We start from the raw sequence: 20,863 nt of genomic DNA, 5'->3' as shown, positions 1-20,863 counted from the left end.
GGGCGGCCGCGGGCCTCAATCTGGAAGTCCGGCCTTTCGCATGCCGGCTGCCAGAAGCTCCATCTGGCGCTGGTGGTAGACGCCCATACGGGCGAAGCCGTCGATCGTAAAGGCAGGCGCGATCTCCAGCAGCCGTCCGGCGGCCGCGCGCGCAGCATCGAGATCGCCGGATTCCACCTGGCTGACCGTCAACACCGCGTGAAGCAGGGTGAAGCCGGGATTCGATTGGATCGCGAGCCTGGCGTAACCGACAGCTTCCGCCGGGCGATCGGTAAAGAGATGGACATGAGCCAGCGCCAGATACGGATGATAGTTCAGCGGGTCGAATGGGCTTAGGCGGAGCGCCTTCAGGGCATGGTCACTCGCCCGTTCATAACGTTCAATGAAAGCGTTCACAAGGGCGCTGAAGCCGTAGGCCAGGGCCGAGTTTCCGTTCGCCTCGATCGCCCGGTCGAGCGACACGATCGCGCTCTCGTAATCGTGGGCAATGTTGCCGAGCACGAAGGCCCCGATAGAGAGAGCCTGTGGGTCGTCGGTTCCAGCGCCGGTCGCGACCCGAGCATGCTCGAGGGCCGCGGCCCTGTCCTCGGGGTGAAAGCCCCCACGCAGGAACCGCTGCTCGCGGCACCATGCAGCGAAGGCGTGAGCGCTTGCGTAGGTTGGGTCAAGCCGCAGGGACTCCTCCAAGAGACGCAGCGCGCGATCATTGCCGGCAGGGGTATTGGCGTAGGCGTGAGGTAGCGCTTGCAGATAGAAGTCGTATGCATCCAGCTTGTCGGGCCTCTTGCTGCGTGCCCGTTCGATCTCGGCTCGCCGGATGGACGGCTCGATGGCTCCGACGATGCTCTCGGTGAGCCGGTCCTGCAATTCGAAGACGTCTTCAACAGGGCCTTCGAATTTGTCGGCCCAGACATGGGTCGCGGTGCTCCCTTCGACCAATTGCCCCGTGATGCGCAGCCGGTTCGCGGCTCGGCGAACGCTTCCCTCAAGCACGTAGCGGACGCCGAGTTCCTGGGCGACCTTGCGGATATCCACCGCCGTTCCCTTGTAGCCGAAGGTCGAGTTCCTCGCGATGACGAACAGGCTGGGAATCTTGGACAGGTTGGTGATCACGTCCTCCACGAGCCCGTCGGCGAAATATTCCTGCTCGGCACCTCCGCTCAAATTGGCGAAGGGTAGCACCGCGACCGAGGGTTTGCTGGGCACCGTCATTGGCTCATGCCAAGGGCGGGCACTGGCCGAGCCATCCAGGACGACGCGGAAAGCGGAAATCGGCGAGGCCAGGTTCTTGACGCGGTGGTGGCCCATGGGTTCGAAAGCGAAGGCCAGCTTTCTCTCGACCTCCTGCACCACCTTGGCAGAGACGTAGATGCCGCCGGGATCGGCGAGCTGTTCGAGACGCGCGGCAATGTTCACGCCATCCCCGTAGCAATCGCTGCCGTCGACGATCACCTCGCCCAGATTGATACCGATCCGCACATGGATGCGCTCCTCCTCCGGCAGCCCGGCATTGCGATCGGCAAGGCCGCGCTGTAGCGAAACGGCGCATTCCACCGCGCCCACCACGCTGGCGAATTCGGCGAGCAACCCGTCTCCCATCAGCTTGAAAATACGGCCGTGATGCTTGTCGATTTCAGGTTCGAACAATTCCTTCCGGCCGGCCCTCAGCCGTTCGAACGTTCCCGCCTCGTCGCGTTCCATCAACGCGGCGTATCCGACGACGTCGGCGGCGAGGATCGCTGTCAGGCGGCGCTCCATAGGATCGCTTTGCTGTCCTCAAAGAAAAATCAGATTACCCCGCTTTTGCGCCAAGGGTAAGACTTGATTATTAACAAGCTTAAGCTCGACAATACCTGGATAGATCTTTTTCTTTCTGTAGTTCGCGTGTTCGGAGGAGGCGCGAGGTTTGTCGAGGCTGATGGTGAAGCAAATAAAGTCATCGTCGTATGGCGTGCCGGGACGGGCGATGCCATTCGAGCCTTGTATCGGAAGGCGGGACCGGCTGCTGATGCGTGTCGCCGACAATCGGATTCGGCCGACACAATTTAAGTATTTGTTTTCGCGCATGTCGCCGGCCGCCTAACGCAGGACGGAGCCCGCCGGCGGCGGGCTCCTGAAGAGGGCGGACAGCCTACTTTTGCAGCTTTTCAAGCGTCCGCTTCGATGAGGCAACGATGCTTGCCAGCACGCCGCGCTTGGCAAGCGTTTCGACCATTGTCCTCTGCACCTTCACCGCGGCATCCTTGTCGTCGGCCTTGGCCAGTGCTGTCGCCAGGCTCTCCGCTTTCTTGCGGTAGTCGATGTGGCCCATCGTCCTCGCTGCCTCGTCGGCTCTGTCGACAAGAACGGAGCCTTCCGATGCCATCACCTTCTCGACCTGCGGGTCGCACGAGCGGATCTGCAGGTCGCCGTTCGTGGCTCCGATCTCCAGCACCTTGAAGCGATCCTTGGCGGGATCGTTCAGCGCCACGGCAGCATGTGTTGCGGCCGGGTTGGATGGAGCCTCATCGATCACCTTGCGCAGCACAGCGTTTGCCTTGTCCAACGTCGGCGCTCCATAGAAGGCCAGAACGCGGGCAACGTCCTCGTTGAAGTAGTCCGGCGCCAGCTTCTCCTCGGTTTTCGAAGCCGGTGGGCCCACATAGATCCGGAGCGGATTGGAGACGACGATCTCGCCTTCGATATCGACTGCCGCCTGGATCGTGTAGAAGCCCGATTCGTCGATCAGCCAGCCTTGCGTCGAAGCGCCCACGAAATGGGATGCGTAAAGCGATTCGCCGCTGCCCAGCGGCTTGAACTCCGGCTTGTCGCAGTGCGTCACGAAGGGCCGCCAGCGGCGCGTCACGCCGCCGTCGCGCTGTACCAGCAGTGCGACGTGGTCGCCATCCGCGATGCAGGCGGCATCGACAGTGACCGCCGAACCAGACGTGTTCGTCAACTTGAGTTCGAGCTTCACCGGCTCGAGGAAGTCGAACGAATTGATGTCGCGGTTCGGACGCAGCTTCAATTCGAAGCTCTGGCCCGGATCCCGCGGCGGTGCTTCGAAACCGTGGTTGTCGAACCAGTTCTCGTTGCCCATCTGCACGAATCGTCGTGGCGCATGGCGCATGAAGAGCAATTCGCTGTCCGAGAAACGGAACTCGAACCCGCTGAAGAAGGTGTGCTGATTCCACGGTGGCCTGAATGGATAGTTCATGAAGGAGCGCAAATTCTCCTCGTTGGCGAGCGGAATCCACGGACTGCCAAGCGTCTTTTGCCAGGCATGCGCAAGGTTGAAGGCATGCCCCATCTCATGCACGGCCGTCCAATAGATCATTCGGTTGATCCATGCTTGCGGGTTGGGGTCGCCCGCCGGTGCGTCGACGATGAAGCTGTCCGTGAAGATGGCCGTGCCCTGGCGATGGTTCGGCCCGATATCGTCGAACATGATGCCGCCGAGATCGCGGCCGATGTCATGACGGGCGGCAAACAGCACCCACATCGCCCATTGTGGCTTGTCTGCGAAACGTGACCAATAGGTCACCATCGCATTATGCATTTCGGCATCGCTCCAGGTGCCATTCGCGCCCGCGTCGGCAATCGGAATCGTCGAGGCGTTCGGCGACATGGACACGTTGAAGCCGGCGCGTCGGAACGTCGTCTCCAGAGTGATTGTTTCGAGTGCCAGCGAAGCCGGCCGGTTCGGATGCGAGCCGGTGTCGTAGCTGGTGACGACCGGACTGGCGTTCGCCACCTGGTCCACCTCGAATTCGACGTCGTCGAATTGTGGGGAATGAAAGGTGAGATCGAACTTCTTGACGGTCCCGTCGCTCTGCAGAAACGACAATTGATAGGAGCCGTAGCCCAGGCTGCCCGATGCCCGTTTGGCTTCGAACACCAGCTTGCCTTCCGGAATCAAGCCGCTGTCCCCCTCGCGGTAGGTGATATTCGCCTCGATGCGACGTCTGAAAAAGCCTTGGCATTTGTCCAGCGTCACTTCCGCGATGACATGTTCCAGCTTGCGGGGAAACAGGCGGGATGCCTCGATGCTGATGCGCTTTTGCGGGTAGAAGCGATCGACGTCGACGCGCACGGTCCAGAAGGTGAGCGCGGGCAGGATCGGGACTGCGCCGCCGACCGGTGTCGGCATCGGCTGCAGGATGGGAGGCCAGACGCGCTTGTACCGGCCGCTTAGCGGGCCGCAGATGTTCAGCGGCACCGGCAGGGTTGGGATTTCGGGTATCGGCAGACCCGGAATGTTGCCGGGGATTCCTGGAATCGTGATCGGATCGTCCGGATTCGGCGTGAAAGCCCCGATCGAGCCGGCGGCCTCATCGATGATGCCATTCACAAAATCTGGATGCCGTGCGTCGTCGAGTACCGCGGCAGAACCGATTGTCTCTCGACGCAAAGATTTCTTCTTGCCGCGGCGAGCCGCTGGCTTGTCTAGAGTAGCCATGATGATCTCCAATTGAGATTGGGACGCCGCTCGAGTCGTCTTCGCGGGAGGGAGCGGTGACAATTATAATTATGTGGCGTCTCTAAAGATATCGCAATTCTTCGTTGGTCTGCTCTACAATAAGTTTTTTGTCGACCAAATTTATCTTAATGGATGAGGGGGCATAGACAATTTTTACTTTTGCACCAGATAGACCAGCGATCTTTATCTCAATCTGGTCGCCGGAAGAGACTTCAATCGTTTCCATATGGGCAAGTCCGATCTGGTTCCGGGTCTTGAGCGACCGTTCGCCGATTGGTTCGCCGTTTACGAGGATCTGGACTGTTTCACCAGAAAACCCCTCCTGGAAATGAAGTGCAACTTCTGCCATGGACGGCTCCGCTTAGGAGAAGGAGATGATACTCCAGTTTTGGTTGGCCATGAACCAAGAATCGTCAAAATGATTTTTTGTAATTTCCGAGATGGATCAAGAACGATCGTCTCTTGTTATGTTCGATCTTATCTGAAGATTTCCCTTTTCCGCCGATTTCGTCTCTTTCTCTCGCAGTCTGACGAGCCTCTACAGCGCGTCGCGTGAAAAAGGATTCACGCGACGCGCTCTGAAAGATCGAGATGCGCTGTAGCGGGCAACAGGATTGTAGGGTGTCGCCTTGCGGTGCGGGCCGACCCTCACACGATGCGATACACCTGCCCGCTGCTCGCATCCCGATAGAGGTCCACGCGCGAGCCGTTCCAGTGATAGTCGATATGGCGGCCCTGGACGGGAGAGGAGGCGCAGTCGGGATAGAAGAGGCCGACGCACTCGCCACCCTTCTTGCGCACGCTTGGATAGGCAATGCCGTTCGAAGCTACTTGTCGTAACGCGCGGCCGAGCGCCTGGCCGGCCGAATAGTCGTCGGGGTGGAGAAGCGGCGCGTAGCGTTCGTCGCCTTCGCGCACGTCGTGGAGGCGGGCTTCCACGTCGAGCACGATCTCGCGAAACTGCGACGTCCAGCCGGGCGCTTCCGCCGTGCGCGCCATGAAGCGGGCATGGTGATGGATGGTCTCGAAGAGGGCCACCTCGAAATCCGCGGCCACATAGAGCACGCCGAAAGTTCCGTCGCTGAAGCGGCTCGGCCGGTCGGTGCTGACATGGGTGAAGGGCGCCATGAGATAGCTCGCACCGGGGCCGGAAACGCGCCGCTCCGGCGGGACCAGATCGAGATTGCCGATCGTCTCCATGAGACGCGGGTTGGTCTTCATCTCGGCCGAGATAAGGAGCGGCCAGTCGGCGGGGTCGGCGATGTCCTCGAAAAGATCGATCGGCGGGAAGCTCGAGCGGATGATCCGCACCGCGCCGCGCCAGGCGACATCGGAAACCGGGATCTCCGCCGGTTTCACCAGCCGCCGCGCTCCGCGTCGAGATAGCGGCGCACCCGCATCAGGTCGGTCAGTTCCCCGCCCAGCATCACCTCGCGGGCCGAGCGGCCTGTGAAAGCCTCGTTCGGGGCGCCGATCCAGGCATAGCCGCGCTGCGGCTCGCGGAAGATGATGCGCAGCGCCTTGTGGATGCCCATGATATTGGAGAGCCGCGCCTTCCCGTCGCGATCGATGCGGCCGATCTCGCCCGCCTTCCAGCGCCGGTAGGTGCGGACGGGCAGGTCGAGCAGCGTCGCAGCCTCTTCGTCGGTGAGGTTCCACAGCCGGAAGAGATTGACGGCAGCTCGGAACATCGCCGCCGCCTCACCGTCGGTGATGGGTTGCGGCGTGAAATCCCGCGCGGCGGTGTCCAACGGCAACAGGGCTGACATGCTGAGTCTCCGATAATGGCAGTATATAGGCTATTTGCTGCCATTTGACAACATTGGCATATCGGCGCGCTTCGCGGCCCACCTCGCTCATCTGGCCCTTCGGGCCACCTAGGAGCGCGTACGGCGTAAGGACAAGTGGGATGGTATTTTTTCTGGCAAATCACGTCGCGTGTCCTGGCCGAGGTTCTGGCGGCTGGCGGCGACGAAGCAAAGCGCGCGTTTGATCCCGTAATGACCATGAAGGAAATCGACGTGGCCGCGATCGTGGCAGTGCGGCGCGGTTGATCCGACCGCGGAGACGCCCCGAATTCGTGGAGCTAAATGTAGCGCGAGCCCATCGCCAGTTGGTCCGGCAGCTCAGTGGTTGCCTGCAGAAAAGAGATCGAGGCGGCTCAAAGACGACCTCCTTAACTGCTGACCCATGTGACGACCTCCGATAGCGTGGCTCGTTCCGTCGCGAAGCTGTTCGCTGGATGGGAGTGATCGGGCCATCCAAACGAAATGCCGCAGACCACCCGTCGGTTGTCGGGCAAGTTGAAATGTTCGCGGATGTCGGCGGCATATTCGGCAAGGGCCCCTTGCGCGATCGTGCCTATCCCAAGCGACTGGGCCGCCACCATGAAATGCGAGACGTAGCCTCCGCAATCGACGGCGCCATATACGCCCAACGCCTCCTCACTGGTTACGATGGCCACATGGGGAGCATCGAAGAAGGAGAAATTGCGCATCGTCTGGCGCGCATAGCCTTCTTTGTCACCACGCTGGATGCCAACTGCCGCGTAGAGCTGAAAGCCACAGGCACGGCGTCTCGTCAGATATTCTCCCGCATACTCGCGAGGGAACGCAAAATCGCGTCGGGAAGCGTCGGAAGAAACAGCTTTGGCCTGCATCATCCGACGGAATCGTTCCGTGCCTTTGCCACGTGTGATGATTAGTTGCCAGGGCTGGGCGTTGTTCCAGGATGGAGTTCGTTGTGCCGTTCTGAGGACCCGACCGATCATTTCTTCCGGCAATGGGTCGGGTAAGAAAGCACGACAGCTGCGACGCGCTTCGGCAAGTCGGTCGAAGACAGTATAGTCGCTTGATTCCCTGCTTGCTTCCTGTCTGACGGTTTCCATCTGGTTCGTTTCTCCAATTGACGGACGAGTGCCCAGAAATGCGGTCAGCCTTGAACCGCGCTGAGCTGGCCGAAAATGCCGTGAGGTCGGAACAAAGGAATGGTCGCTGCGGTCGAACCAAAGGGATGCCCGCTCCCATGACCCCTTTCGCCGAATTGGCGAACACAGCCGACAGCCAAGACATTTGGCCGACGCGGCCGAACGAGCCGCGCGACGGCTGTCATGGTGCGTCGGTATTCTTCGCACCAGGATTTGCGCCTAGGACCATCGTCAGCAAGCAGACTGCGAAGGAGAGGACCGTCAACATGGTCGACACGGCGGCAATCACGGGCGTGTTCTCCCACATGATGCTGCTGTACATCTTCACTGGCAGCGTGATCGTAGACGGCCCGTTCAGGAACCAAGCGATGACAACCTCGTCGAATGACGCCAAGAAGGCAAAGAGGAAGCCTGCGAAGATCGAGATCTTGAGCTGCGGCAGGACGATCTGGACGAAGACGCGCAGCGGCGAGGCGCCCATCAGCATCGCCGCTTTCTCGAGAGCTGGATCGACTTGGGTCATGCCGCTGAGCACCAGCATCACGACAAAGGGCAGGCCGTACATGGCGTGGGCCAGGACCAGAGTGGCGAACCGCCCCTGCAGTCCGGTCGCCGCAGCCAGGAAATAGAGGCCGAGCGCAATAACGATGACAGGCACGAACATCGGCGAGATCACCAGCATCTGGACTGTCGAGCGGCCGTAGAACCGCCCTCGCGCAAACGCGTAAGCGGCGGGTATTCCGATGAGCGTGGCCAGAGCCGACGCCGCGATCGCGATCTGGAAGCTGTTCCACAGCGCCGTAATCCAAGCCTCGGAGGCGAAGAACTGCCGGAAAAGATTTAGCGACAGGCGTGCCCGATCGAGCGTGAACTCGCCGGCTTCCGACAGCGAGATTGGCATGACCACCAGGCTGGGCACGACCAGATAGGCGTAAACGAGGATTGCCAGCACGGTCGAAGCGCATGGCAAACGCCCGCTCCAAACGCGTCCTTTCGCTGTCGTTACCGTCATTCCTAGCGTCCCACCCGTAGTTGCAGTTTCAGAATCACGCCGGCTAACAAGCCGCAAAACAGTAGCAGCAGGAGCGCTATGATCGAGGCGCTTTGCCAATCCAGGACCTCGCGCGTGTATAGGTCGATAACGTTCGCCATCATCATGTCCTGGCGCCCGCCGAGCAGAGCCGGGGTGACGAAGAACCCCATCGACAGAACGAGGCAGAGCAGGAGGGCGGCCAGCACGCCTGGCAAGCTTTGCGGGAAGGTGATTGACCAGAAGACCCGCGTCGGCGAAGCGCCCATCACCTCCCCCGCGGCCTGGATCGACTGATTCTGCGCCGAAAGGCTGGCGAGAATCGGAAAAATCGCAAAGGGAATAAGCGCGTTACTCATGCCGACGATGACCGCAAAGCGGTTGAACATCATGTCCAGACCTTCCAACCCCCAGGCTCGCAAGGCCGTGTTGATCACCCCGCGTTCGCCGAGAATTATGATAAAGGCGTAGCTCTTCACCAGGATGCTGGTCCAGAATGGCACCAGGACCAGTGTCAGGCACACAGCTTTCCAGAGCTTCTTCTGACGCATCACGTGCAGCGCCACCGGATAAGCCAGGAGCACACTGACGACGGCGGTCGTGAGGCTGATGTGCACCGTGTTCAGGAACACCCGGAAAACGAGATTCGACCCGGCGACCTCGCGCAAGCCGTCCATAAGGCCCCGTTCCGCGCCAACAGTGTAAGACGCGATGAAGATCATTGGAAACACGAACAGGCAGAGTGCGACGAGCGCGGCTGGCACTGCAAAAAGCGCGAGTGATGGCAGCAGGCTGGGACGTCCGTTGGCGATCATTGCGGCCTCAGGTGTTCGGGAAGTTGATATCACTATGTGCTATCTCTTATCAATTTACAATACCGATCATCGGCGGTATGGTTAGCCCGTCCATGCGGCAGTCAAGAGCCGCGCAGAGAGGGATCGAGCATGAGCACGGTGGCACTGAGCGGGATTGCGAAAAGCTATGCGAGTTTCGTTGCCCTTAACGAAGTCAACCTGCTCGTTCCCGAAGGCGAGTTCCTCACGCTGCTGGGCGCCAGCGGCTCCGGGAAAACGACGCTTTTGAACGTTGTCGCCGGCATGATTTCGCCCGATCGTGGCACCGTGTCGATCGGCGGCAGGGACGTTACCTACGTGCCGCCGCGCCAACGCGGCCTGGGCATGGTGTTCCAGAGCTATGCGCTCGTGCCGCACATGTCGGTGTTCGACAACATCGCCTTTCCGCTGCGCATCCGGCGGATGGCGTCGGCCGAGATCAAGAGCCGTGTCGAGAAAATCCTGGACATCGTACAACTCGGGCACATCGCCCATCGCAAGCCGCGCGAACTCTCGGGTGGGCAGCAGCAGCGCGTCGCGATCGCCAGATGCCTGGTTTATCAACCGCCGGTGATCCTGATGGACGAGCCGCTGGGCGCGCTCGACAAGAAGCTGCGCGAGCAGCTCCAGCAGGAGATCCGGCGCATTCACAAGGAGATGGGCATCACCATCCTCTACGTAACCCACGATCAGGAGGAGGCGCTCTATCTCTCCGACCGGATCTGCCTGATGAATGCGGGTCGGATTGAGCAGCTCGGCACCCCGCAGGAACTTTATTTCAGGCCCGCGAATGCCTTCGTTGCCGATTTCATCGGCGAATCCAACCTGCTCGCCTGTGATGTCGTCGCGCCCGGTCGTGTGCGCCTCGAAGCTTCGGGACAGGACATCCGCATCGCTCAGGACGCCGCTGGTGCGGCCAACCGATTGATGATCCGACCCGACAAGATCGCCGTTCTCGACGACGGCGATAGCCGTCCCAACGAGATTTCCGGTGAGATCGAGGAGATCGCGTTCGTTGGCGAGACCATGCGCCTTACGGTTCGCTCCGGAACACAGGCCTTCACCGTGAAGGCTCCGGCGAGCAACTTGGCCATGGAACGCACGGTCGGTTCGACCGCACGCATCGGTTGGGAACCGAAGGATGCGCTGCTGCTTGCGGTCAAGTCCTGAGTCGAAGCCCGGTGTCGTCAGGCGCCGGAGCGAGCCGTATCCCCCTCAGTCTCAGGCGGGGCCGGTTGGCAGTAGGCCCTTCCTACCGGTCATGAAAAAGAGGGCTGTCGTCTGAGACAGCCCTCGCGTTAATTCTACTGCAGCAGAGGCTCGGATCGAACCCGCCAACACCCTGGCGATCAGAGCAGCAGCCATTCCTTGAAACGCTTGTCGAGCGTGTCGTAGTTCTTGCCCCAGAACTCGTCGTCGATGAAGGCGTTGGTCGGGCTCGTGACGTTCGGCAGCCACTTGCGGGACTCCTCCGACATCAGCTTCGTCGCTTCGGTGAGCACCGGGGCGAGGCTGAGCTTCTCGGCGAGCTTCGCCTGCGTCTCGGGGAGCAGGGCGAAAGCCAGATATTCCATCGCCTCCTTCTTACGCTTGGAACCCTTCAGGACCGCCATATAGTTGAACGCGTTGATGTTTTGCTCGAAGGAAAAGGCCAGGGGCACACCCGTCTGTACGGCCGCCCTAATGCGGTTTGGGTAGGCGTAGATGAAGTCGATCTCGTTGCTCTGGATGAGCGTAACCATCTGCGGGGTCTGCTCGAACCATTTGCGGACATGCGGCTTGATGCGCTCCAGTGCGTTGAAGCCGCGCTCGACGTCGAGCGGATAGAGATCCTTGGCGGGAACGCCGTCGGCTAGCAGCGCAACCTCGAGCGTTTCCGAAATGCGGTTGCGGAAGGCTCGGCGGCCGGGAAAGGCGTCGGTATCCCAAAGCTGCACGAAGGTCTGCGGCCGCTTGGTCGCGTTGCCGGTGGTGTTCCACGCGATGCCGCCACAGAAGATATAGTTCGGAACCCTGTCCCGACCAACGCCACCCACGATCGCCGAAGTATTGACGATCGAGGTGTCGATGTCTTCCCAGTAATTGTTGTTGGAGCCGGCCATGATCAGCGGGCCGGATGCGTCGAAGATGTCCCATTCGACATTGTTGGAGGCGACCTGTGCCTTGACCTTCGCCAGGTCGGGCGTGTTCAGGATCTGAACTGGGATGCCGCTTGCCTCGGTGAAGGGATCGGCGATGACCTCCTTCAACGCCTCGGCATAGGAGCCGCCGTAACTGACCATCACCAGAGGCCCCGTCTGGGCGCGGGCACCAATGATTGCCGGCGCATAGGCCGTAAATGCGGCGGTCGCGGCAAGTCCGCCGAGGAAGCGGCGACGGTCGGTCATCGCCGGCAGTTTGCGTTGTTTGGCCATACTCTCCTCCTTATCATATATTGATAACTTATATCTTATATCGTTGCACAATGGTCGGGAAAGTCAACGATCATCTGTGATTGGGCGAATGGGAGCGCCGAAAGGCGCCTGAAGCGGGGCCGAATCCAATCTCCTCCGCACCTGCCATTCCTACTGCCCTCTCTGGACCGCCGGCACTTGTTCTGCGTCCCAGCAATCGTCGAGCGCCTTGCTGAGCTCATGCTTGCGGATGCGCTGGGTGGGCGTGCGCGGGAAATCGTCGATGAAGGCAACGAAACGAGGCACCTGGAATTTTGCCATGCGTTCGCGACACCAAGCGAGAAAGGGCTCGACCGCGAAGGGAGCGCCGACCGGCTTGATGAAGACCTTGAGGTCCTCGTCGCCGAACTCGTTGATCACCATGATCGCGGCGCTTTCCTCGACCTGTGGATGCTCGTTGATCACGCGCTCAACTTCCCAGGCCGAAACGTTCTCGCCGCGTCTGCGGATGCTGTCCTTCTGCCGGGCAAAGAACCAGAAGACGCCGCTTTCGTCCTGACGCACTAGGTCGCCGGTACGCAGCCAGCCGTCCTGGATCGTCGAGGCCGTCGCGTCGGGGTTGCGGAAATAGCCTGGCGTGATGATGTCCGGCTGCTTGCCTCGGATCAGCAATTGGCCGATCGCGCCAGCACCAACGGGCTGGCCCGCCTCATCGATCACGCGCGCTTCGAAATAGGGCAAGGGCACACCGAGCGCTCCCGGGATGCCGCGGGTGTTGACGATGTTGAGCGCGGCCGTCTCCGTCATGCCGAAGCTATCGCGCATCTCGATGCCGAAGCGCTCCTCGAAAGCGTGCCAGGTCTGCGTCGGGCAGCCGCCGCCCCAGGCGATGCGGATGCCGTGACGGCGGTCGTCCGGCCCGGGCGGCTGGCGAAGCAGAAGCTGCAGCACGCCGCCGACATAGTGGATATGGGTTGCTCCGCTCTCGCGCGCCCATCGCCAGAAGTTCGAGGCGCTGAAACGCTCGACCATGGCGAGTGTCACCGGCCTGTACAAGGCGAGCACCACGACCTCGATACCGAACAGATGGTACATCGGCTCCCAGAAGAGCGGCGTGTCTCCTTCCTGGATTCCCGACAGCAACAGGGAACTGGTGGCCGCGGCACGATACATCGCATCGGTCATCAGCACGCCCTTCGGCGCTCCGGTTGTGCCTGAAGTATAGCAGATGGCGACGATGTCGCCGGGCCCCGCCCGATGAGCGGGCCGACCCGCGGGAGCATTGGCAAGCTGCGTGAAAGCGATCGCCCGCGCGGCCGGATGCGACGGCGGGTTGGCACCGCGCCAGATCAGCGTCACCGGTTTGCCGGTCGCGTCGAGCGCCGGCAGGAGTTGCTCTGCGAATTCTTCGTCGACGATGATGGCCTGCGCCTCGCTGTGATCGAGTTGGTATCGCAGCCCCTCTCCGCGCAAATGGGTGTTGATCGGAACTTCGACCGCGCCGATGCGCAGCAAGGCGAGCAGGGCGAATATATGGTCGGGATGGTGGGAAAGCATGACGGCGACGCGGCTTCCCGCCGCGACGCCTGTCGCTAGCAATCCATTGGCGAGCCGGTCTACCTTCTCTCCGAGCTGGGCATAGGTGATCCGCTCTTCTTGCCAGATGCAAAAAATCCTCTCCCCGTGCTCGCTGACGCGCGCGTCGAGGAGATCGCTGACCGACAGGCCAGTGTCGATGTGGTCCATGATCTGCAAACCTTGGTCTTGGCGGGCGTCAGTACAGCCAGCGGCCGGTATTGACGATTTCCCAGGTTTCGCCGACCGGGTTACGCGCATCGGGACTCGGTTGCCGCGACACTGCCACGCGTCCGTTCAGCGTCCATGCCGCAACCTTCTGGAAGGCGAAACTTGCATGGCGCAGCGCCTCCGGTGCGTCGGTTGCAAAAGGCAGGAACGAAGCAAGCGTGATGGCAAAGCGATCGTCGTTCAGTCGCTGCAGCTCGAAGGTCTGGCCCTGGGCCTTGAGCAATCGCACGAAGAACGTGGCGATTGCCTCCGCGTCGTTGCCGTCCACGCCGGCATCGACCTTGAGTTCCCCGGCATACTGCACGGCCATGCCGCGCATCGTCTGCTCCCAGAGATAATTGGTGGTGTGCGGGCCATACATCTGGAGAAGGCAGTCAAGCGTGGTGGCGACATATTCCCGCGACCAGTTGCGCCGGGCCTTGAGCATGCGCGGCTCAGGCCACAAGTTCTCGTCGAGGCGCGGGGCGTTTGCGGGGTCGAACTCCGGCGTATGCGCCACCTGCTCGAAGCGCAATTCCTCACCTGGAGCGAGGTCCCTGTCGTATTCAAAGAAATAGCCCTCGTCATAGGGATCGCCCTCCATGACGAACTTGGTGGCGACCCAGCCGAGCCGTTTGTTGCCCATCATTCGTCCGTTGGCAGGGTGCCAGATCGAGAAGATCGTCCGCCTCAGCGAGGCCGGCATAGCGAGCATGGACGTTCCCGGATAGGTCCACATGGGCGCCGTATAGCGTATCCACACCTTCTTCGGGGTCTCTTCGACATATTCCATCGTTAGGCCCCCGATGAGGTTGGTGTACCAATGGTACTTGCCGGCCGCGACCGCCGGCGGCTCGTCGGGCGAGATGCCCAGCTTGAGCAGCCCCTGCTGATAGAATCCCTGCTGGTGCTGGTGGAGCATCAGTTGCCATAGCCGCTTGATCGCGTCCTCGCCCTTCTCGCGGAAGACGATGGCTCCTATGGCCCCGAACGTCCTTCCCCAAAACTTCGCGGCAAGACCACAGTCCGCCCGGAGTTCCTCGATCTCGATCTTGGTCATCCCCGACTCCATCATTGAAATATCTAATAATGATTAGAAGTATCGAATAATGATTGTCAACGGCTATGTCGGCTTGGCGCGAGGGAAACAGAGTCGAACATAGAACTGGAAGCTTTCGCCTCTCGCCGTGATTTTCGGCTTGCCCAATTCGCAAGTTAAGTCGTATTATGATATTTATTATCAATATATGATAGCGACGCACAAGCGTGCGTCCGCGCAATCAGCGAGGGCTGTGATGACCGATACCGAACTCCTTCTGCGCCACGATCAGGACGTCGCGATCATCACGCTGAACAAGCCAGAGCGGCTGAATGCCTGGACGAGCGCGATGCGAGCGGCGCTCGGCCGGATGCTGCAGCAGCTCGGCGCGGACGATGCCGTCAAGGCCGTGGTGGTCACCGGGGCGGGCGACCGGGCCTTCTGCTCGGGGCAGGACTTTACCGAGTCGCAGAATTTCGAGGGTGGAGCCGATGGTGACCGGTGGCTCGCCGCCGTGAAGAGCTTCTATGAGATCATCCGCGGCATCGAAAAGCCAACTGTGGCCGCCCTCAATGGGTTGGCGGCGGGCTCGGGTTTCCAGGTCGCGCTGCTGATGGACTATCGCGTCGGCCATGCCGGTGTGACGATGGGCCAGCCGGAGCTGAACAACGGCATCCCCAGCGTCGTGGGTCCCTGGGGTGTCTTTGCGGAGCGGATCGGCGTCGCTCGCAGCATGGACCTCATCCTGACCGGCCGCATGATGGACGCCCAGGAAGCAAGCCAGCTTGGCCTTCTCAATGAGATACTGTCGCCCGCCGAAGTCCTGCCGCGGAGCATCGCGCTGGCGCGCGAGCTCGGGAGCAAGCCGCCGGTCGCCCTGCGTCTGACGAAGCGGGCCTATCGCGAAGCGACGCAGCCGGCCTTCGACCGCGCCTTTCAGATCGCCGAGGAGGCTCAGAGGCAGGCTTTCGCATCCGGCGAGCCGCAGCGTTGCATGGAAGAATTCTTCCGCATCCGCGCCGCGCGCAAGTCCGCCTGACCCGCACATCTGCAAGCCATGGCTCAAGGAGAAGGTTCGATGAACGAGACGCTGAGGCAGTTGGTGGAGAGGCGGGCCGCCACCAATGGGGCGGACGTCTTCCTGATGTTCGGCGACGAGAGCGTTACCTTCGGCGAGTTCAAGGCGTGCATCGATGCGCGGGCGGCGGCGCTGCTGCGCCATGGCATCCGTCCGGGCGACCGCGTCGGCCTTATGCTGCCGACAGTGCCCGAGCACATCTATCTGTTCTTCGCTCTGGTCTGGCTCGATGCGGTCGCCGTGCCGATCAGCATCCACCTCAAGGCACTGGGCATCCGGACCCAACTCGCCAGCGCGCAGCCGCGTTTCATTATCGCCGATGGTGCGTTCTCGGAGCTCGCCGATGCGCTCTCCGACAATAGCAGCGTGGAGGGCGTGCTCTGGCGCGGCGACGCACCGGCCGACGATCCGCGTTTCGTGGTGCTGGCCGAGGCGATGGCGAAGAGCGGGCCGGTTCCTCCGCACGCGGCCGGAAGTCTCGACCGGCGCTGCATGATTTCCTACACGTCGGGCACGACCGGTGAGCCAAAAGGTGCCGTGCTCTGCGAACGCTGGTTCCAAATCGGCGCCAAGAACGCAGGCTTGCTCGCCGAGGTTCGTCCGGGCGATGTTTTGTTCCTTTGGGAGCCGTTCTTCCACGTTGCCGGCTGGATGACCGTGTTGATGGGGCTCCAGCACGGGGTGCGTATAGGCATGGTCGAGCGTTTCAGCGCCTCGCAATGCTGGGATCAGATGCGCCGCTACGGCGCCACGCAGTTCCACTATCTCGGCGGAGCGATGAACCTGCTGCTCAAACAGCCGGAGCGGCCAGACGACGCCGACAATCCGGTCCGCATCGCCTGGGGAGCGGCGGCGCCGACGCAGAGCTGGAAGACCTTCGAGTCACGGTTCGGCGTGTCGATCCGCGAAGGCTACGGCATCACAGAGGCCGGCAACTTCACCATGCTCAACCATGACGGGCCAATCGGGTCTATCGGGAAACCGGTCGCGGAGTTCGAGGCCTTCATCGCCGGCGAGACCGACGAGCCCGTCCCGGATGGGACCATCGGCGAAATCGTCCTACGGCCGAAGGGGCCGGGCATCACCATGCTCGAATATCTCGGCAAACCGGACAAGACGGCCGAGGTCTTGCGCGATGGCTGCGTCTTCTCCGGCGATCTCGGCTATCGCGACGCGGAGGGCCACTTCTATTTCTCGGGGCGCAAGAAAGACAGTCTGCGCCGGCGCGGCGAAAACGTCTCGGCCTGGGAGGTCGAGCGGGTCATCAACGCCCATCCGACGGTCGAGGAATCTGCGGTGATCGGCGTTCCCTCCGAAATGGGAGAGCAGGACATCAAGGCCTTCGTGCGCCCCGCACCCGATGCTGCAGTAGCGCCCGCAGATATACTGGCTTGGTGCAAGCAACACCTCGCCTATTATCAGGTGCCGCGCTTCATCGAGATCGTGTCGGATTTTCCGCGCGGGCCGACACAGCGCATTCGCAAAGCGGAACTGCCGCTCTCGACGGCAGGAAGTTGGGATGCCGAACAGCAGCACGAGACGCTCGCGAAGGCGGTATCCTGACCGAGAAGCGTCGGCACATGCCGATACCAAGAGTCGCATATTGCTATTCATGGTCTCGCCAGCCATAGGAAGATATGACTGATTTTCCAAGCTAGGGGCTCGGCATGACCAGTGACAAACCCGTCAAGAAAAAGAGTAATTCTTCAGGCGAGTCTGGCCTTTTCAACTCCTCGCTGGAGAAGGGACTGAGTGTCCTCCAGGCTTTCGACGACGGCCGCCCCAGCCTGACGCTGACGCAGGTCGCAGCCGTGACCGGGCTGGAGAAGAGCGCCGCTCAGCGTTTTACGGCGACGCTCGTCGCCCTGGGTTACCTGCGGAAGGATCAGGCGACGCGGCAATACAGCCTCACCTCCCGGGTGTTACAGCTCAGCGCCAATTATCTGCGCTGCCATACCCTGCTGGAACGGGCGACCCCGTATATGCTGGAGTGGAACAGCCGCCACGGCGAGGCGGTCAATTTAGCCGAGATGGATGGAACGGACGTGATCTTTCTCGTTCGCTATCGGAACCGCCACGTCGTCAGCCCGACCATCGTCGCTGGATCGAAGTTTCCATGGTACATCAGCGCCCTGGGGCAGGCGATGGTCGCCTACAAGTCCGCGGAGGAGCGTGCCCGCATCCTTGCAGCGACGAATCCGGTCGCCTATGCCAGCCATACATTGGTAACGCGCGACGCGCTGGAGAAGCGCATCGAGACGATCCGGGCGGATCGTTTCGCCATGACGCATCGCGAATCCTTCGAAACAGAGATTTCCTTAGCTGCTCCGGTGTTTGGCCCAACGGGCAACGTAATTGCCGCCGTCGGCACAGCCGTCGTTACCACACAATGCACAGTGGAAGAGGCGCGTACTCGCCTGGCGCCCGCTTTGCTGGACTTGGGCCAGGCAGTGTCGAGCCCGTCGCAGGTAAGCCGACCTGACACAGGTCTGTAAAAAGCTTTCCGGGTCTGAGCACGCAAAGGTGTCGCGCGATCTCGCGACAAAAATGCGGCTATTCCGTCACTTCCGAGCTCGCGAGCGGCACACTTGTAGAGCCGAGTGTCGGTGCCTGCCCGCCGTGCGGCGGAGTATGAGCAAATTGCGGGCGCATGATTCTCCATGCAGTTGGGAGGAGCGCTGCAAGAAAGCCGCTGCCAACCTCCACTTGGGCGGTTTGCACCACCGTCGATGCCAACCATTCCTTCTTCTTTGTGTGGGAGAAGTATGGCCCCACAGGTCTTGCTCCGGAGCCCGAGGACAGGCATCCGGACCGGATAAGGGTCGTTAAAGGTCGGATTAGGCTTCACGATTTCATACCCGCCGGGCCATCTTGCGCCCGCTATGCTCGGCCATCCCGATGCCGCCCAGCACCATCAGGAGCGCCACAGCGTGATAGAGGTGGAAGCTCTCGCCGAGCAGCAGTATCGACAGCAGCGTGCCGAAGATCGGCACGAGATTGATGAAGAGCCCGGCCCGGTTGGCGCCGATCAGCTCCACGCCGCGAATATAGAACATCTGGCCGAGGATCGATGGGAAGATCACCGTATAGACGATCACCATCCAGCCGCGCGTGTCGGGCAGGATGCCCGCGCCATAGGCGAATTCCCCTGCCACGAAGGGTATGGAGGTGACGAAGGCCGAGCCGGTGAGCATGATCATCAGGCTCTGCCAGTGGAGCCGCGGCTTGAAACGCAGCGCGACCGTGTAGGCGGCATAAAGGATCGCCGCGAGCAGCATCAGCGCATCGCCGAAATTCACGTCGAGAGCGAGAAGCCGCATCGGGTCGCCATGGCTCGCGGTAAGCGCGATCCCCGCCACCGAGATTACCACGCCGGCGATCTGGGCGGCGCTGACATGCTGGCGGAAGAGCAGGAAGTTGGCGAGGAAGATCAGCATCGGCATGCCGGCCTGCTCGATGCTGACATTGATCGCCGTGGTGTAGAGCAGGGCGCAATAGAGCGCGATGTTGAAGACGGTGAAGCCCACCATGCCGAGGGCGGAGAGCAGCAGGACATGCTTTCGCACGACGTTCCAATCCTCCCTGAGGCGCGGCCAGCCCAGCACGAGCAGGATGACGAAGGCCAGGCCCCAGCGCGCCATGGTGAGCAGCATCGGCGAAACGTGACCGACCGCCAGCTTGCCGGCGACCGCGTTGCCGCCCCAGAAAATCATCGTGGCGAGAAGAAGGGCGTAGGCGCGGCCGTGATGCATCGAAGGTCCTGCCATATGCTAAACCTGCTAAATGGAGAGACCGCTGGTAGAACCCTCGGCGGCGACAGTAAATGACCCGCCGCCCGCAAATTATTGTGCCTGCGACATTCCTTTCCGGCAAAGAAAGGTCGCGCTCGGGATTCCTTGAGGGTATAGAGGCCTGTCTTTTTCGGCGGCGCCGCTGCGTCGCTTCGTTCGGAAGGAAAGTGGAATGGCCAATGTAGTGGTCGTCGGCTCGCAATGGGGCGATGAGGGCAAGGGCAAGATCGTGGACTGGCTGTCCGAGCGCGCCGATGTCGTCGTGCGCTTCCAGGGCGGCCACAATGCCGGCCACACGCTGGTGGTCGACGGCAAGGTCTACAAGCTCTCCCTGTTGCCGTCGGGCGTGGTGCGGGAAGGCAAGCTGTCGATCATCGGCAACGGCGTCGTGTTCGATCCGCATGCCTTCGTGGCCGAGGTCGGCAAGCTCAGGGAGCAGGGTGTGGCGATCACGCCGCAGAACCTGAAAATCGCGGAGAACACGGCGCTCATTCTGTCGCTCCATCGCGAGCTCGACGGTTTCCGCGAGGATGCCGCGTCCAATTCCGGCACCAAGATAGGCACGACCCGGCGCGGCATCGGGCCCGCCTACGAGGACAAGGGCGGCCGTCGCGCCGTCAGGGTCATGGACCTCGCCGACCCCGAGACATTGCCTCTCAAGGTCGACCGCCTGCTCACCCATCACAATGCGCTCAGGCGCGGGCTCGGTCATCCCGAGGTGGCGCATGAGACGATCATGAACGAACTGACTTCGGTGGCGGCCGATATCCTTCCCTTCATGGATCGCACCTGGAAGGTGCTCGACGACAAGCGCCGCGCCGGCGAGCGCATCCTGTTCGAAGGCGCGCAGGGCACGATGCTCGACATCGACCATGGCACCTATCCCTATGTGACCTCCTCCAACACGGTCGCGGGCCAGGCGGCGGCGGGCTCGGGCATCGGCCCCGGAGGCATCGGCTACGTGCTCGGCATCACCAAGGCCTACACCACACGGGTGGGCGAGGGGCCGTTCCCGACCGAGCAGGACAACGAGATCGGCGAATTTCTCGGCACGCACGGTCATGAATTCGGCACAGTTACAGGGCGTAAGCGTCGTTGCGGATGGTTCGATGCGGTGCTCGTGCGCCAGGCGGTCGCGGTCAACGGCATCAACGGCATCGCGTTGACCAAGCTCGACGTGCTCGACGGACTCGACGAGATCAAGGTCTGCACGGGCTACCGGCTGGACGGCGAGATCATCGACTATCTGCCGGCGAGCCAGGGCGCGCAGGCGCGGGTCGAGCCGATCTACGAGACGTTGGAGGGCTGGAAGGGCACGACGCGCGGCGCCCGCAGTTGGGCCGACCTGCCGGCGCAGGCCGTCAAATATGTCCGGCATGTCGAAGAGCTGATCGGCGCACCGGTGGCGCTGCTCTCGACCAGCCCGGAGCGGGACGACACGATACTTGTGACGGATCCGTTTCAAGACTAGAGCAAGTAAGGGCAGGTAGAACGACCGGCCAGTTCCGCTTGTCGTTCCATTCGCCCGC

General features: G+C 61.7%; 18 protein-coding genes and 1 pseudogene. 6 read left to right on the top strand and 13 right to left on the bottom strand.

The features are described from left to right. Positions 1–15 precede the first annotated feature (15 nt). The 6 genes from ACCO56_RS19545 to ACCO56_RS19520 form a co-directional block, all read right to left on the bottom strand. The gene (locus ACCO56_RS19545) at positions 16–1,758 is read right to left on the bottom strand and encodes an adenylate/guanylate cyclase domain-containing protein (RefSeq protein WP_433642517.1); all 1,743 of its coding nucleotides are present in this window, start codon (positions 1,756–1,758) and stop codon (positions 16–18) included. Between the two features lie 18 nt (positions 1,759–1,776). After that, positions 1,777–2,067: a hypothetical protein gene (locus ACCO56_RS19540; protein WP_433642516.1), complete on the bottom strand. Its 291-nt coding sequence runs from the start codon at positions 2,065–2,067 to the stop codon at positions 1,777–1,779. A 64-nt stretch (positions 2,068–2,131) separates the two neighbouring features. After that, on the bottom strand, positions 2,132–4,438 hold the full coding sequence (locus tag ACCO56_RS19535) for a hypothetical protein (RefSeq protein ID WP_433642515.1): 2,307 nt from the start codon (positions 4,436–4,438) through the stop codon (positions 2,132–2,134). Between the two features lie 82 nt (positions 4,439–4,520). Next, positions 4,521–4,808 (bottom strand): hypothetical protein, encoded by a 288-nt coding sequence (locus ACCO56_RS19530; RefSeq protein WP_433642514.1) that lies wholly within the window; start codon positions 4,806–4,808, stop codon positions 4,521–4,523. Positions 4,809–5,107: 299 nt separating this feature from the next. Beyond that, complete coding sequence (locus ACCO56_RS19525) at positions 5,108–5,821, bottom strand: RES family NAD+ phosphorylase (RefSeq protein WP_433642752.1); 714 nt, start codon at positions 5,819–5,821, stop codon at positions 5,108–5,110. Further along, positions 5,815–6,228, bottom strand: a complete 414-nt coding sequence (locus ACCO56_RS19520; protein ID WP_433642513.1) for an MbcA/ParS/Xre antitoxin family protein — start codon at positions 6,226–6,228, stop codon at positions 5,815–5,817. Before ACCO56_RS19520 ends, ACCO56_RS19525 begins: the two co-directional genes overlap by 7 nt. Before the next feature lie 141 nt (positions 6,229–6,369). Here ACCO56_RS19520 and ACCO56_RS19515 point away from each other — a divergent pair. Next, positions 6,370–6,513 (top strand): annotated as a pseudogene (locus ACCO56_RS19515) (VOC family protein); the annotation flags it as partial. A gap of 122 nt (positions 6,514–6,635) precedes the next feature. Here ACCO56_RS19515 and ACCO56_RS19510 read toward each other — a convergent pair. The 3 genes from ACCO56_RS19510 to ACCO56_RS19500 all read right to left on the bottom strand — a co-directional run bounded on the left by ACCO56_RS19510 (position 6,636) and on the right by ACCO56_RS19500 (position 9,230). Continuing rightward, positions 6,636–7,346: a nitroreductase gene (locus ACCO56_RS19510; protein WP_433642512.1), complete on the bottom strand. Its 711-nt coding sequence runs from the start codon at positions 7,344–7,346 to the stop codon at positions 6,636–6,638. A gap of 220 nt (positions 7,347–7,566) precedes the next feature. Then, on the bottom strand, positions 7,567–8,397 hold the full coding sequence (locus ACCO56_RS19505) for an ABC transporter permease (RefSeq protein ID WP_433642511.1): 831 nt from the start codon (positions 8,395–8,397) through the stop codon (positions 7,567–7,569). A 2-nt stretch (positions 8,398–8,399) separates the two neighbouring features. Further along, positions 8,400–9,230 (bottom strand): ABC transporter permease, encoded by an 831-nt coding sequence (locus tag ACCO56_RS19500; protein WP_433642510.1) that lies wholly within the window; start codon positions 9,228–9,230, stop codon positions 8,400–8,402. Between the two features lie 129 nt (positions 9,231–9,359). Here ACCO56_RS19500 and ACCO56_RS19495 point away from each other — a divergent pair, with 129 nt between their 5' ends. After that, the gene (locus tag ACCO56_RS19495) at positions 9,360–10,418 is read left to right on the top strand and encodes an ABC transporter ATP-binding protein (protein ID WP_433642509.1); all 1,059 of its coding nucleotides are present in this window, start codon (positions 9,360–9,362) and stop codon (positions 10,416–10,418) included. A gap of 179 nt (positions 10,419–10,597) precedes the next feature. Here the strand turns inward: ACCO56_RS19495 and ACCO56_RS19490 are convergent, their stop codons facing one another. From ACCO56_RS19490 to ACCO56_RS19480, 3 genes are all read right to left on the bottom strand, one after another. Next, the gene (locus ACCO56_RS19490) at positions 10,598–11,662 is read right to left on the bottom strand and encodes an ABC transporter substrate-binding protein (protein ID WP_433642508.1); all 1,065 of its coding nucleotides are present in this window, start codon (positions 11,660–11,662) and stop codon (positions 10,598–10,600) included. A 150-nt stretch (positions 11,663–11,812) separates the two neighbouring features. Further along, positions 11,813–13,387, bottom strand: coding sequence for an AMP-binding protein (locus tag ACCO56_RS19485; protein WP_433642506.1), 1,575 nt, complete (start codon positions 13,385–13,387; stop codon positions 11,813–11,815). 28 nt (positions 13,388–13,415) lie between these two features. Next, positions 13,416–14,486, bottom strand: a complete 1,071-nt coding sequence (locus tag ACCO56_RS19480; protein ID WP_433642504.1) for a hypothetical protein — start codon at positions 14,484–14,486, stop codon at positions 13,416–13,418. A gap of 235 nt (positions 14,487–14,721) precedes the next feature. Between ACCO56_RS19480 and ACCO56_RS19475 the strand changes: the two genes are divergently transcribed. From ACCO56_RS19475 to ACCO56_RS19465, 3 genes are all read left to right on the top strand, one after another. Beyond that, positions 14,722–15,504, top strand: a complete 783-nt coding sequence (locus ACCO56_RS19475; protein WP_433642503.1) for an enoyl-CoA hydratase/isomerase family protein — start codon at positions 14,722–14,724, stop codon at positions 15,502–15,504. A gap of 39 nt (positions 15,505–15,543) precedes the next feature. Next, positions 15,544–17,106, top strand: coding sequence for an AMP-binding protein (locus ACCO56_RS19470; RefSeq protein WP_433642502.1), 1,563 nt, complete (start codon positions 15,544–15,546; stop codon positions 17,104–17,106). A 104-nt stretch (positions 17,107–17,210) separates the two neighbouring features. Then, positions 17,211–18,038 carry an IclR family transcriptional regulator gene (locus tag ACCO56_RS19465; RefSeq protein ID WP_433642500.1) on the top strand — a complete coding sequence of 276 codons (828 nt, stop codon included), beginning with the start codon at positions 17,211–17,213 and terminating at the stop codon, positions 18,036–18,038. 357 nt (positions 18,039–18,395) lie between these two features. On the opposite strand, the gene ACCO56_RS19460 is transcribed toward ACCO56_RS19465, so the two are convergent. Beyond that, positions 18,396–19,310: a DMT family transporter gene (locus ACCO56_RS19460; protein ID WP_433642499.1), complete on the bottom strand. Its 915-nt coding sequence runs from the start codon at positions 19,308–19,310 to the stop codon at positions 18,396–18,398. 196 nt (positions 19,311–19,506) lie between these two features. Here ACCO56_RS19460 and ACCO56_RS19455 point away from each other — a divergent pair, with 196 nt between their 5' ends. Further along, complete coding sequence (locus ACCO56_RS19455) at positions 19,507–20,805, top strand: adenylosuccinate synthase (protein WP_433642498.1); 1,299 nt, start codon at positions 19,507–19,509, stop codon at positions 20,803–20,805. Positions 20,806–20,863: the final 58 nt, after the last annotated feature.

The organism is Mesorhizobium sp. 1B3 (genome assembly GCF_050958605.1).
Taxonomy (GTDB): domain Bacteria; phylum Pseudomonadota; class Alphaproteobacteria; order Rhizobiales; family Rhizobiaceae.
Note: the sequence above shows the minus strand (reverse complement) of the source record. Positions and strands in the feature narration are given on the sequence as shown.

Bases quoted from the DNA above. Each gene is read 5' to 3' on its own strand.
- ACCO56_RS19475 (WP_433642503.1), top strand. From the start codon at position 14,722: ATGACCGATACCGAACTCCTTCTGCGCCACGATCAGGACGTCGCGATC.
- ACCO56_RS19510 (WP_433642512.1), bottom strand. From the start codon at position 7,346: ATGGAAACCGTCAGACAGGAAGCAAGCAGGGAATCAAGCGACTATACT.
- ACCO56_RS19465 (WP_433642500.1), top strand. From the start codon at position 17,211: ATGACCAGTGACAAACCCGTCAAGAAAAAGAGTAATTCTTCAGGCGAG.
- ACCO56_RS19485 (WP_433642506.1), bottom strand. From the start codon at position 13,387: ATGGACCACATCGACACTGGCCTGTCGGTCAGCGATCTCCTCGACGCG.
- ACCO56_RS19535 (WP_433642515.1), bottom strand. From the start codon at position 4,438: ATGGCTACTCTAGACAAGCCAGCGGCTCGCCGCGGCAAGAAGAAATCT.
- ACCO56_RS19455 (WP_433642498.1), top strand. From the start codon at position 19,507: ATGGCCAATGTAGTGGTCGTCGGCTCGCAATGGGGCGATGAGGGCAAG.
- ACCO56_RS19460 (WP_433642499.1), bottom strand. From the start codon at position 19,310: ATGGCAGGACCTTCGATGCATCACGGCCGCGCCTACGCCCTTCTTCTC.
- ACCO56_RS19520 (WP_433642513.1), bottom strand. From the start codon at position 6,228: ATGTCAGCCCTGTTGCCGTTGGACACCGCCGCGCGGGATTTCACGCCG.
- ACCO56_RS19480 (WP_433642504.1), bottom strand. From the start codon at position 14,486: ATGACCAAGATCGAGATCGAGGAACTCCGGGCGGACTGTGGTCTTGCC.
- ACCO56_RS19540 (WP_433642516.1), bottom strand. From the start codon at position 2,067: ATGCGCGAAAACAAATACTTAAATTGTGTCGGCCGAATCCGATTGTCG.
- ACCO56_RS19470 (WP_433642502.1), top strand. From the start codon at position 15,544: ATGAACGAGACGCTGAGGCAGTTGGTGGAGAGGCGGGCCGCCACCAAT.
- ACCO56_RS19505 (WP_433642511.1), bottom strand. From the start codon at position 8,397: ATGACGGTAACGACAGCGAAAGGACGCGTTTGGAGCGGGCGTTTGCCA.
- ACCO56_RS19495 (WP_433642509.1), top strand. From the start codon at position 9,360: ATGAGCACGGTGGCACTGAGCGGGATTGCGAAAAGCTATGCGAGTTTC.
- ACCO56_RS19530 (WP_433642514.1), bottom strand. From the start codon at position 4,808: ATGGCAGAAGTTGCACTTCATTTCCAGGAGGGGTTTTCTGGTGAAACA.
- ACCO56_RS19545 (WP_433642517.1), bottom strand. From the start codon at position 1,758: ATGGAGCGCCGCCTGACAGCGATCCTCGCCGCCGACGTCGTCGGATAC.
- ACCO56_RS19500 (WP_433642510.1), bottom strand. From the start codon at position 9,230: ATGATCGCCAACGGACGTCCCAGCCTGCTGCCATCACTCGCGCTTTTT.
- ACCO56_RS19490 (WP_433642508.1), bottom strand. From the start codon at position 11,662: ATGGCCAAACAACGCAAACTGCCGGCGATGACCGACCGTCGCCGCTTC.